The organism is Streptomyces sp. NPDC002730 (assembly GCF_042888805.1).
GTDB lineage: Bacteria > Actinomycetota > Actinomycetes > Streptomycetales > Streptomycetaceae > Streptomyces.
This window is the reverse complement of sequence record NZ_JBIAQG010000024.1, coordinates 66,237-76,878: the sequence shown is the minus strand read 5'-3', so window position 1 is coordinate 76,878 and position 10,642 is coordinate 66,237. Positions and strand designations below refer to the sequence as shown.

Annotated in this window: 13 protein-coding genes; 9 read left to right on the top strand and 4 right to left on the bottom strand. The window is 68.5% G+C overall.

What is annotated here, in order from left to right; genetic code table 11:
• Positions 1 to 14: 14 nt before the first annotated feature.
• A complete protein-coding gene (locus ACFYXH_RS40025; RefSeq protein ID WP_389574103.1) occupies positions 15 to 158 on the top strand; it encodes a hypothetical protein in 144 nt (47 codons plus the stop codon).
• A 51-nt stretch (positions 159 to 209) separates the two neighbouring features.
• Positions 210 to 470, top strand: coding sequence for a hypothetical protein (locus tag ACFYXH_RS40020; RefSeq protein WP_389574091.1), 261 nt, complete (start codon positions 210 to 212; stop codon positions 468 to 470).
• 34 nt (positions 471 to 504) lie between these two features.
• On the opposite strand, the gene ACFYXH_RS40015 is transcribed toward ACFYXH_RS40020, so the two are convergent.
• Genes ACFYXH_RS40015 through ACFYXH_RS40005 form a run of 3 tightly spaced genes read right to left on the bottom strand, consistent with a single transcriptional unit; the run spans position 505 to position 3,414 of the window.
• A complete protein-coding gene (locus tag ACFYXH_RS40015) occupies positions 505 to 1,683 on the bottom strand; it encodes a cytochrome P450 (RefSeq protein ID WP_389574088.1) in 1,179 nt (392 codons plus the stop codon).
• A 4-nt stretch (positions 1,684 to 1,687) separates the two neighbouring features.
• Positions 1,688 to 2,851, bottom strand: a complete 1,164-nt coding sequence (locus ACFYXH_RS40010; protein ID WP_389574086.1) for an MAB_1171c family putative transporter — start codon at positions 2,849 to 2,851, stop codon at positions 1,688 to 1,690.
• A gap of 17 nt (positions 2,852 to 2,868) precedes the next feature.
• Complete coding sequence (locus ACFYXH_RS40005) at positions 2,869 to 3,414, bottom strand: regulator component (RefSeq protein WP_389574084.1); 546 nt, start codon at positions 3,412 to 3,414, stop codon at positions 2,869 to 2,871.
• A gap of 278 nt (positions 3,415 to 3,692) precedes the next feature.
• Here ACFYXH_RS40005 and ACFYXH_RS40000 point away from each other — a divergent pair, with 278 nt between their 5' ends.
• Positions 3,693 to 4,520, top strand: a complete 828-nt coding sequence (locus tag ACFYXH_RS40000) for a helix-turn-helix domain-containing protein (protein ID WP_389574081.1) — start codon at positions 3,693 to 3,695, stop codon at positions 4,518 to 4,520.
• 45 nt (positions 4,521 to 4,565) lie between these two features.
• Here ACFYXH_RS40000 and ACFYXH_RS39995 read toward each other — a convergent pair whose 3' ends face one another.
• A complete protein-coding gene (locus tag ACFYXH_RS39995; RefSeq protein ID WP_389574079.1) occupies positions 4,566 to 5,012 on the bottom strand; it encodes a Secondary metabolite protein in 447 nt (148 codons plus the stop codon).
• 1,016 nt (positions 5,013 to 6,028) lie between these two features.
• Between ACFYXH_RS39995 and ACFYXH_RS39990 the strand changes: the two genes are divergently transcribed.
• From ACFYXH_RS39990 to ACFYXH_RS39965, 6 genes are all read left to right on the top strand, one after another.
• On the top strand, positions 6,029 to 6,184 hold the full coding sequence (locus ACFYXH_RS39990; RefSeq protein WP_389574076.1) for a hypothetical protein: 156 nt from the start codon (positions 6,029 to 6,031) through the stop codon (positions 6,182 to 6,184).
• The gene (locus tag ACFYXH_RS39985) at positions 6,181 to 7,086 is read left to right on the top strand and encodes a helix-turn-helix domain-containing protein (protein WP_389574075.1); all 906 of its coding nucleotides are present in this window, start codon (positions 6,181 to 6,183) and stop codon (positions 7,084 to 7,086) included. Before ACFYXH_RS39990 ends, ACFYXH_RS39985 begins: the two co-directional genes overlap by 4 nt.
• Positions 7,087 to 7,091: 5 nt before the next feature.
• Positions 7,092 to 7,781, top strand: coding sequence for a hypothetical protein (locus tag ACFYXH_RS39980; RefSeq protein ID WP_389574073.1), 690 nt, complete (start codon positions 7,092 to 7,094; stop codon positions 7,779 to 7,781).
• Between the two features lie 224 nt (positions 7,782 to 8,005).
• Complete coding sequence (locus ACFYXH_RS39975) at positions 8,006 to 8,647, top strand: WhiB family transcriptional regulator (RefSeq protein ID WP_389574070.1); 642 nt, start codon at positions 8,006 to 8,008, stop codon at positions 8,645 to 8,647.
• A complete protein-coding gene (locus tag ACFYXH_RS39970) occupies positions 8,644 to 10,344 on the top strand; it encodes a hypothetical protein (RefSeq protein ID WP_389574068.1) in 1,701 nt (566 codons plus the stop codon). The genes ACFYXH_RS39975 and ACFYXH_RS39970 overlap by 4 nt, the downstream gene beginning before the upstream one ends.
• Positions 10,341 to 10,532: a hypothetical protein gene (locus tag ACFYXH_RS39965; protein ID WP_385307313.1), complete on the top strand. Its 192-nt coding sequence runs from the start codon at positions 10,341 to 10,343 to the stop codon at positions 10,530 to 10,532. The genes ACFYXH_RS39970 and ACFYXH_RS39965 overlap by 4 nt, the downstream gene beginning before the upstream one ends.
• Positions 10,533 to 10,642 lie beyond the last annotated feature (110 nt).

The following is a 10,642-nucleotide window of genomic DNA, read 5'->3' as shown; positions in this document are numbered from 1 at the left end:
CGCTCTTCGAGTACATCGACGGCTTCTCTAACGGCCGGCGGATCCAGAAGCGTCTCGGATACCTCAGCCCCGTCGAGTTCGAGGAGAAGCACTACGCCGACCAGGTATCCGCCGAACGAACGAACCTGAAACCCCGTCAACCCGCCCTGACCTGCTGATCAGCGACTACCGCACAGCGGGGGAACCTCAAGGCGCAGATTGCCGAGTCGATGGCAAAGCTCAGCGCAACCACGACCTACGTCTTCGCCCCGCCATGTACGGATGGCCGGCAGCACCTCTTCGGCTGGCTGTGGTGGCACGCCAGCGTGACGGAGGACGGAACGGTCGAGCGGGACATGGGGTGGGCTCTGACGTACCGGCGGGCGAGGAAGGCCACAGGACTGCCGGTGTACTGGAAGGCACGCGTAAGCGAGCTGGTCATGTCACCCGGTCGGAACGAGATGTCACGGCATGCACCTGCCAGCGACTGAGCTGCCGCGCCCCTACTGATGTTCCGTTGATCGCTTACGTCCGGACGGGGAGCGACACCAGCCCGCGAACAAGGCGGGTGCGCCGCCAGCCAAGTTGATCAGGCGGTGCGGCAAGGCGGATTCCGGGGAACCGGGCCAAGATCGCTCGTAGGGCGATCTCGGCTTCGGCCCTCGCCAGGGGGGCGCCGACGCAGCGGTGGATGCCGTGACCGAAGCCAAGATGGGCAGCTGCGTCCCGGTTCAAATCGAGCTGGTCGGGTGAGGGAAACCGCTCAGGGTCGCGGTTGGCGGCTCCAAGCGACACCAGCACGGGGACACCCGCTGGGATCTCAGTGCCACCGAGAGTGAGAGCCTCTGTCGTGAACCGGAAAGTGGCTGTGCTGACGGGAGAATCGAACCGAAGCAGCTCGTCCAATGCGGCTGGCACATCGTCCGGGTTTCTCCGCAGGCGATCCAGCTCCTGAGGGTGCTGGAGCAGCGCCAGGACGGCATTGCCGAGGAAATTGGTTGTGGTTTCGTGCCCGGCGACCAGAAGTAGCACTGCGAGGGAGACCAACTCCTCCTCTCTGAGGTGGTCCTCGCCATCGCGTGCCGAGATGAGACGGTCGAGGAGTGAATCGCCCGGACGCGCGCGCTTGGCGGCGATAAGGCCGGTCATGTAGTCGGCCATGGAGTGCGAGGCCGCGTCGATGAGGTCCGGTTTCCCGGCGGCGAACAACTCTCCAGACCAGCGTTGAACGTCGGTTCGATCTGCTTCCGGTACGCCAAGCAGTTCGCAGATCACGATCACGGGCAACGGCACCGCCAGGCCGGCGACGAGGTCGACCTGCTCGCCGGCGGGCCACTGATCCAGCAGGTCGTTGGTGACTCGGGCAATGTACGGACGCAGCTCTGCGACGGCCCCGGTCGTGAATGCCTTGGTCACCAGCTTGCGCAACCGGGTGTGCTGGGGCGGGTCGCTGGCCAGCATGCTGTGCGCAACTGCAGAGTGCAGGCGGCGCCGTGACCCCTTGTCCGCGAAGAACGCGGCCGTGTCTTTCGAGAGGCGAGCGTCACCGAGAGCTTCCCGCGCTTCCGCGTAGCCGGTGACCAGGTAGCTGGAGTGCCCACCGGAGCCGGTAGGCACAGGTTGCACCGGGCACGTGGACCTCATAGCCGCGTAAGTGGGATAGGGGTCCTGGAGAAAGCGGGGATCCTGCGTCGGGTCGGTCATGCTGTCAGGCTCCGATCCTTTCCGGCTGACCATCGTCGGCGACACGCCCAACTCGGTTTGTGTATGCCTCGGCCACCCGGAGGAGCCACTGCGTGTCCGCGCGAAGGTCCGTGCGCGAAGCGGCGTCCGCCGATGGCAGGGCAATCTCGTCGGCGTACCGGCCGGCCTTGGAGGACGCCAGCGCTGCTTTCACGACAGCCGCCTCGACAGCCGCGGCACCTTCTTCCGTTCCGACGCCGAACGTCTCCTGGGCCATCTCCTGCACTCTGCGCGAGCGGTAGGGGCGGAGCGCGAGGATGCCGTCGCTGATCTCGATGACCCGCCGCTGAAGCAGGAAGTCGACGTCCTTGGTGGTGTCCTCGGCGAAGTCTGCAGATGACAGGACGATTTGCGGCATCGCGGCCGACAGGTCCAGCCAGAGAGACCCGAGCGCCTCGAAGGACTGCACCTCCCACCGGCGGCGGCGGGCCTGGCTGATCGGGTAGACCACAGCCGGCACGGTGAGACCGAGACAGATCAGCAGGACGGCGAGCGCCGGCGACGTCACGCTGAAGACACACGGCGCGACGACAAGCGACGTGCACTCCGAGTGGTCGGGTACGAGATGGAATCCCAATCCCAAGGAGATGAGGACCGTCAACTTGTACGCGGAGTAGACCAGCGCGAACGCGCAGCCTGCTGCCGCCATCCGCAGCCCCAGCCGGACGCTCGTTCGGCGAGTCGACTTCGACTGACGCACCGCCTGCCGCAGAAAGTCGACGATGGCGAAGCCGAGGTAGGAGATGAACAGGAGCAGGTAGAGCGCGTACACCTGCGGAGAGCGGTGTGTCATCTGCTCGTACGCGAACAGCGCAGTCATGCCGAAGGCTGACGTGGTGAAGAGAACGAGGCGCAGTCGGACTCGGCGCCGTGCCTGCTCGGGGTCCAAGTTGAGCTGGAAGGAGACCGCCAGGACCGCAGTGGCAGCGGCCAAGGAAGCGCAGTTGCTCAGCAGCCGGGCCACGTGCGGCACCAAGGCTTCGACAGCGTTCTCGAACCATGGCGCGTAGGAGGCGAAGGCCAGGGCGAATGAGCCGAGGAGCGCGCCCATGGCCCACGTGCCGGTCGGGCGGGGCGTACCTCGGCCAAAGACCCAGTAGCCGGCAGCCGCTGCAAGCAAGCAGGCCATGCCCAGAAAAACTGCATTCATCGCGGGCGGAACCGGCCTTTCTTAATGGGCTGGGCGAAGAGTGCGTCCCAGCTGTCCGATCCTTTTTCGGGCTGACGAGAAGGGGTCTCGCGTGCGCGGTAGATGCGCTGCCGGATAACCGTCGCCATCATTTCCGCTTCGCGTTCGTCAGCTGTCGAGTAACTCGTGCGTCCCGACATGCGCATCACCAGCGTGGGGTTAACACCGAGGGATTGGGCTGTCTCGGCGTCGACCTCCAGGCTTCCGGGGTGATCGCAGTACACATGGCACAGCTCGTGTGTGAGGATGTGCCGCTGGTGGTGGACGGACGTACCTTCCTCGTAATAGAGAAGGTCGGCTGATGGGGTCTCGATCCTGATGCCGCAGGGCGCGTCGACCGCACCGAGGGTCCTCAAGGGATTGAGGATGATCGGCTTCCCCCGCAGGGTCGCTATCGCGTCGCGCAACTCACGCGTACTGAAGCGATGCGGCAGGCGCAGACGATCGATCTTCTTTTCGCATGATTTGCGCAGTCGACTCTCATCGATTGCTGGCAAGGGCATGCCAATCCCCCCTCCTCGGCCTCGGCCGTGTAGCGACTTGCTGGTGCGCGCAGGCATGAGGATGCCAAGAGGAAGGCGGAAGTCACGCTTCCCGGAACCATAAATTCCGGTTACAGATGGTGACTGGATCCGGAAGGCCGCCCCGGCCCGACAGGACCTATCTGTCTTGATACCCGCTATGTCTGATTACGCGGAATGACCGCCCGCAAATCCTCTGACCGGCACACGGGGGTGTGTCGTGGCGAATGTCACTTGATCATGGGACCTAAACTCAGATGATGGACCCCCGGGAGGGGCAGGTCGAGGGCGACGGCGAGTACCTGCCCGAACTGCTGCGATCGTGGCGGAGCCGCACAAGCCCCCGAACAGTTCCGGGCCTGAAGCTCTCTGGCCGCCGGAGCGCCGGGCTGACGCAGAGCGATGTGGCTCGCCTGGCTGATGTGAGCGAGCGTTGGTACGGCTCCCTGGAACGAGGCAAGGAAGCCGCATACTCCGCCGACTTCCTCGACCGGATCTCGTCGGCGCTACAGCTGAGCCCCGCAGAACGTCGCACGCTCTACGTGGGGGCGGTTGGCCATCCGCCGGCACTTGCCACCGCGCCGGAAGCCGACGCGATGGCCGAGATAAATGAGGCGCTCCAGGAGTTTCTGGACAACCAGGCCCCCAATCCCGCCTGCGCGACGGACCTCGCGTCGAATACGCTCGGCTTCAACCGGCCATGGCTGGATTGGTTCCCGTGGGCCGCCTACCAGGCCAATCAGATGCGATGGACCTTCCGCACGCCGGAGGCCCGGGAGCAGCTCGTGAATTGGGAGGACTGGGCCCGCTCCTACCTGGGGCAGATTCGCTACGAGCGAGCCCACCACCCAACGAACAAGGCTCTGCGGGACCTGGAACGCGACATCCTCGCCGGTTCGCCCGAAGCACGGGAGATGTGGGATCGCCGCGAGATGGTCCAGCACCCCGACGGCGACCTTCGCCGGCTCAGGCTCCCGTACCACCAGGGGCGGGAGGTCGCTGTGCGTATCGTCGCCATGCAACCCATCCGCAGCGACCACCTCCGGGTGATCGTGCTGATGGAGGACCACCGGACCGGCAGCGCTTGATCGGCAAGAGGGAGGCCGATACGCGCTGCCGATTGGGCGGCCAGATCATTCCTCGTCGAGCAGACCCGAGTCATCCGACTCGTCCGGCATCCCTTCTAGCCGGCGGGCCTGGTCGATCACGGCGTTCAGCATGTGCAGGCTCGACGTGCTGAGCCCGGAGGCACGCAAGGCGACCCGGCGCACTCCCTGATCGCGCATGGCGGCAACCACCTGAATCTCCGCGCGCTGCCGCTCGGCCTCCGCCTCGTCGAAGAAGTAGCCCGGGGTCACGCCGAAGAACCCAGCCAGCGCTCGGATGGTCTGCATCTTCGGGTTCGTGTTCGTCCCGGTACGGAGCTGCTGGATGGCACTCGCGGAGATGGCGAAGCCGGAGGTGTCCCGGATGCCCTGTGACACCTCCGCGTATGTGTAGGGGCCGCGGCCCTTCGGGTGCACCTCCCGGAACAGATAGTCGAGCAGCTCCGCGAAGGCGCGCTCGTTCTTCTCAGTCATCTCCACCCCTCCCTCATAACCTCCATCCTATCCACTCCAGTGGCAATCGCACCCCCACCGTCCCAGACTCCGACACTACAGTTGACGAACAGACGCAACTGGAGTGTACGTTTGCCCCTGCTCCATCCAGTGCAGTGTTTCGCAGCTGATCGGAGCGGATGTAAAGAACGGACCACCGGCCGGGAAGGACTGGCGATGTACGCGAACGGGCCGTCCGGCCGACAGGGCGCAGAGCGCTCGCATCGGGGAGTCACCAAACCCCCAGCGTCCTGCGAACAGACCTTGACTTCCACGAACGACACGCATGGTGACTCTCTGCAACTAGTACAGAGGTTAAGAACCAACTCTGGATCTTGACACGGGTCCGTGCGTATGTTCGACGTCCTCCGGGCACACCGCCCGGCGCTACGAACGCAAGGAGCGCGGCAGCAGGTACCAACCAGGCCGTGTAGGTCCGCATGCAGCGGCGGCGCCCGAGAGCGGTAACTCCCGGACGCCGGACAGTACATCGCCCCGCTCCACCAGGCGGGCGTGAAGATCACCTAACCGGCTGCTCCCTGTCCTGGCGAGTGGTCACCGAGAGGAATGCCGCATGTGTCTCCTGCTGCGGACTGCGATCCGACGGGTGTCACGCCCGGTCCGCAGGCGGCCCACAGGTCTCGCCCCCCCAACGCCGGGGTGCCCAGGACCGGGCAGTGGCGGCGCTCGTCGCGAGTTGTGGAGAGTTCTTTAGCAAGGTCTGGATCTTGGCGCAGGGCCTGCATATGTTCGTCGTCCCTCGCCGGGCAGCCCGCCCGGTGACAGACAGCGAAGGAGCGAGATGCGGAACGCGCGATCCAGACAGGTGACATAGGCCCAGAAAACAGCGACGGCGTCCATGGAGCGGTAACTCCCGGACGCCGAACGCCAAATGTCACTCCTGCCCCGGCAAGGGCGGGAGATACACCCACCTTCACCGCACCGGCCCTTCCTACGGGGCACACCGGCGCGGGTTTCACTACGGAGGAGAGTCTTACATGCCGCCTGCCCTGCGCAAAAGGCCGGTGCCCCCGGCCAGCGCGGCAGCCATCCTCGCTTCCCCGCCTGGCGCCCTGCCCTCACACCGGCTGCTCGGCGCCGTCGCGCCGCCGTCGGCCCTCGTCGCCCGCCTCGATCCGGCGGTGACCCGATGAGCCGGGACACCCGCGAGTGGGCGTGGGAGTCCAGTACCAGCCGCGGAAACGCCCGCCTGGTCCTGCTGTCGATCGCCGACCGGGTACCGGACGAGCAGTGCGTCGCCTGGGCGTCCCTCACCTCGCTGATGAGGCGTACGAACGCCAGCCGCAACGCCGTGCGCAGCGCGCTGGCCGCCCTGGCCGAGAGCGGCGAGCTGGAGGTGCTCGACGACTTCGACGGGCCGCAGCACAGCACGGTCTACCGGCTGCCGCGCGCCGCAGCGTGGCTCGCCAAGGTCGCGGCGGCCCGGGAGGACGACCCCGACGCGTACGTCGAGCCCCTGACCGGGGCCGATCCGGTGCCCGAACTGGACGAGAACCGGCTGCGCAAACACCGCATCTGGCCCAAGACCGGGTCGGAATCCGACCCCCCTCGTCAGAACCTGACCGGGTCAGATCCTGCACCCCCTCGTCAGAATCCGACCCCAGCCCGGGTCAGATCCCGACCCCGCCCCGGGTCCGATTCTGACCCCCAGAACCGTAGTGAACCGAAGGTGAACCGTAGGTACAGCAGCAGTGGTGCTGCCGACCTCGTCCCCGCCGCGGACTGGGAGATCGACGACGCGAGCCGCTCCTGGGCTCAGCAGCAGGGGCACCTCGCCCGCCTCGGCGAGCAGGGCCTGCAGGCCGCCGATGCGAAGTGGCGCTCTCACCGGGCGGCCTGGAGCCCGCGCTCCACCGCCGCGTGGGGCGCCGACTGGCGCACCTGGATCGCCCGGGAGCACAACCCCGCACCGGACCGACCGAACCTCTACGCCCTGCCCGGCGGCACCCCCGCCACCAAGGCCGGCATGACCCGCGCCGAGGCGCACACCGCCGCCCTGCTCGCCGCGCTCGACGAACCGACCGGAACGGAGTAACTGCCTTGAACCCACGTGAAGTTGCTGCCGTCCTCGCCTACCTCGGCCGCCTGGACCCGCGCACGATGCGCACCGACACGGGCGAGGCCCGTGACCAGATCGCCCAGTGGCACGAACTGCTCGGCGACGTGCCCTTCACCACCGACCACGGCTGGGACGTCCGCGAGGCGATCAAGGCCCATGTGCTTGCCTCCCCGTACCCGATCCTGCCCGTGGACGTCGCTCGCCAGTGGCGCAGCTACCGCCGCGACCGCCTGGCCCGGCACACCGACCCCACCCCGGCCGCCAACCCGGACGACCCGGCCGCCTGGCGAGCCGAACTGGTCGGCACCCGGCACGCGGTAGCCGCAGGTGCCACCGCCCCCGCCACGCACCGGCAGCTCACCAGCGGCGGCCCGCACCGCGACATCGAGGCGCGCCTGGCGGCCATCGGCTCGTGCATCCCGCCCGTCGTGCGCGCCGAGCTGGCTCGCTTCCGGCCCGCCCGAGCGGCCCGCGAGGCGGCCATCGCCGCCGGAGGACCCGACGTCCTCGGTGTGCGATGCGCGTGGTGCCAGGCCAGCGAGGGCGAGCCCTGTCGCAGCCGACGTGTCGGCCTCGACGGAGATGCCCGGGGCAACGCCTCGCGTGCCACCCCGCACCCGAGCCGCGTGGACCTCGCCGTGGCAGCACGCGCCCAGCAGGTAGCGGCGTGATCGCCAGCCGCCCACTCGCCCGGTTGATCCGGCTCCGACACGGAGCCCGGAGCAGGGCGATGCGCCTGCCTACTTCCGGCCGCTGAGCCGACCCCCTCGCAACCGATCCGCCTCCGGTGCGGCCTGCCGCCGTACCCCTGCCCGCCTCGAAGACGCGCCCAGCCGCACCCGCCCACCACCGGTGCCGCGCTACCCGCCCGACGAGGCGACCTCCGGAGACTGCCTTGCGCCACAAGACCACCAACGACACCCCTGCCCCGGCCCTGCGGGGCATCGCCGACCACAGCTGGCAGGAGCGGGGCCTGTGCCACCGCCTGCCGGCCAAGACCATCGACGCACTGTTCTTCCACGCGTCCCGCGACCGCGCGGCCATCGACGAGGCCAAGTCGATCTGCGGCAGCTGCCCGGTGAAGAAGGCGTGCTTCGACTACGCGCTCGACAACGAGATCCGACACGGCATGTGGGGCGGGCTCACCGAGGACGAGCGCCGCCCCTGGCACGCCCGGGTCAACAAGCGCCTGGACTACAGCCGCGTCAAGGCCGCGTTCGAAGGGCGTGACGTCCACCTCAGCGACGCCGAGCGCGAAGCCGTCACCCGCCACGCCTACACGCGCGGCTGGAGCCCCGAGCGCCTCGCCTACGCACTGCGGCTCGACCTCGACTGGGCCCGAGACCTGATGCGCAACGCCGCACACGCCGTCGCCGACCGCGACCGCTACTGGGGGCAATCAGACGAGGCCGAGGCAGCCGAAGACGAGCACGCCGAGGACAAAGGCGCCGAGGACGAGGACGCCGCCTCGCCGGTGCAGGTGCCCCGCCAGGTGCAGACGCACGCCCTGATCGCCGCTCTCCGGAAGGCCGCATGACTCACCCCATCGCCCTGTCCCTCCCCTCCGGCATCGAGCCCGTCTACGTGGTCACAGCCGTCGGCGTGCTCGCCCTGGTACTGGCCGGATGGTCAATCCGGCGCAACCAGACCCGGGCGGGCAGCACGCGAGCCGGCACCCCCGCGGTCTGGGTCGCGGCCCTCGCCGCCCTCAACTGCACCGCCTACAGCGCCGACACCAGCTGGCGCTTCGCCGCCGACTACCTCGACATGGCCGGCGCCGTGGAACGGGCCATGATGTTCAGCGCGGCCGAGCTGGCGCTGTTCGCGACCGCGCTGATGGCCCGGCAGAACCTGAAGACCCAAGGAGCGCCCGGCCTCCCGGGCGCCCTGGTCTGGGTGATCACCGGGGTGCAGGTCATCCCTGCGTACGCCGAGTCAGGCACGGTGGGCGGCACCGTGCGGGCCTTCGTCGGCTCGGTCATGGCGGCCGTGCTCTGGCACCTGGCCATGGGCATCGAGCTGCGGCTGCACAAGCCGGACGCCGCCTCGCAGGGGCTCCTGGCCACGCTCGGACGCGAAGTGCGTGAGCGTCTCCTCTCCCGCCTGGGCGTCGCCACCCGCAACCGCGATGCCGCGCAGATCACCAAGGACCGCGCTACTCAACGGGCAGTGGCCCTCGCCTCCCGGCTGGCCAGGATGTCCGAGAAGGAGCGCGAGAAGGACACCCGGATCACGCGTCGGCTCCAGACTGCTCTCACGCGATCCGGTGTCGGCACCGACCCGCACCAGCGTCGGGCGCTTCTGGAGCAGCTGGCCGCCCGCCGGCACGCCACAGCGCTCGCCACCGTGACCCTGCCGTCCCCCTGGATCCAGCCCGCGCAAGACCAGGACGAGCCTCGAGGGGACCGGTCCCCTCTCGCTCCGTCCCTCGTGACTCCGGCGGCGAACGAGGAGCAGGCGAGTCCGTGGCTGAGCAACGTCCCCGACTCCGGTCCCCAAAGCACCGCATCGATCGGGGACCGGCCTGTCGGCAGCACAGCAGCCGGGACGGGGACGGGGACCAAGCCCAACGGGGACCGTCCCCACACCGTCCCCAACACCAACGGGGACCGAGCCGACGAGCACGCCTCGGGCGTGCCCAGCGTGGGCGAAGAAGCAGCGATCGGGGACGGAGAGGTCCCGGTCCCCGGGACCGACGAAGCTGGCGACGACGCGGGCGGTAGCGCCGACAGCGTCCGCGAAGCCGCTGCTCAGGGAGGCACAGGCCCGTCCCCGTCGGCCGTCCCCGTCGGCGAGGAGGGCCGGGAGCACCCCGACACCAGAACGGGGACCGAGCCCGACGGGGACCGTCCCCACACCGTCCCCAACGACGACGGGGACCGCGAACACCCCGACACCAGAACGGGGACCAAGCCCAACGGGGACCGTCCCCACACCGTCCCCGTACGGCGAAAGCACAAGGCGAAGGCGTCCCGGAACCGTCCCCGCGGCACCCAGTCCAAACGGTCCCGCAAGCAGCCGCAGCTGACCGTCGAGGAGATGGTCGAGCAGGTCCGTCCCCACGTGCCCGCGCTGCTGAAGCGCGACGGAAACGCAACCGTCAACCGTCCCCAGCTGCGGGAGATCCTCCGCGCCCAGAACCTCCAGGGCGGCCGGAACGAACGCCTGACACCGGTTCTGCAGCGACTGCGCGACGAGGCAGGCACCACCCCGACAAGGAGCACGACCCGATGAAGACCTGCCAGCGCTTCACGCGCATCAAGTCCGGCTTCGAGCAAGACATCCGCTTCCTGCGGAGTCACTCCGAGCGCCACCAGGGAACCTCGCCAGCGAAGACCAGCGCGAAGAACGCCATCTCGGTGAAACAGAACATGGCGCGCGCCCTGAACCGGCACCTCGATCACTGCCCCGAGTGCGGCTAACAGCCACAAAGAAGCAGGTCAGCCGCCTGCTTCCGCTATCCGTCTGGTGGCCCGGCCTTGCGCTAGGCCACCGCCCCCGCCCTGGAGGGATCGCCATTCCTGCCCGCCAC

Coding starts and splice junctions, on each gene's coding strand:
- ACFYXH_RS40020 (WP_389574091.1), top strand. CDS start 210: ATGGCAAAGCTCAGCGCAACCACGACCTACGTCTTCGCCCCGCCATGT.
- ACFYXH_RS40015 (WP_389574088.1), bottom strand. CDS start 1,683: ATGACCGACCCGACGCAGGATCCCCGCTTTCTCCAGGACCCCTATCCC.
- ACFYXH_RS40010 (WP_389574086.1), bottom strand. CDS start 2,851: ATGGCCTGCTTGCTTGCAGCGGCTGCCGGCTACTGGGTCTTTGGCCGA.
- ACFYXH_RS40005 (WP_389574084.1), bottom strand. CDS start 3,414: ATGCCCTTGCCAGCAATCGATGAGAGTCGACTGCGCAAATCATGCGAA.
- ACFYXH_RS40000 (WP_389574081.1), top strand. CDS start 3,693: ATGGACCCCCGGGAGGGGCAGGTCGAGGGCGACGGCGAGTACCTGCCC.
- ACFYXH_RS39995 (WP_389574079.1), bottom strand. CDS start 5,012: ATGACTGAGAAGAACGAGCGCGCCTTCGCGGAGCTGCTCGACTATCTG.
- ACFYXH_RS39990 (WP_389574076.1), top strand. CDS start 6,029: ATGCCGCCTGCCCTGCGCAAAAGGCCGGTGCCCCCGGCCAGCGCGGCA.
- ACFYXH_RS39985 (WP_389574075.1), top strand. CDS start 6,181: ATGAGCCGGGACACCCGCGAGTGGGCGTGGGAGTCCAGTACCAGCCGC.
- ACFYXH_RS39970 (WP_389574068.1), top strand. CDS start 8,644: ATGACTCACCCCATCGCCCTGTCCCTCCCCTCCGGCATCGAGCCCGTC.
- ACFYXH_RS39965 (WP_385307313.1), top strand. CDS start 10,341: ATGAAGACCTGCCAGCGCTTCACGCGCATCAAGTCCGGCTTCGAGCAA.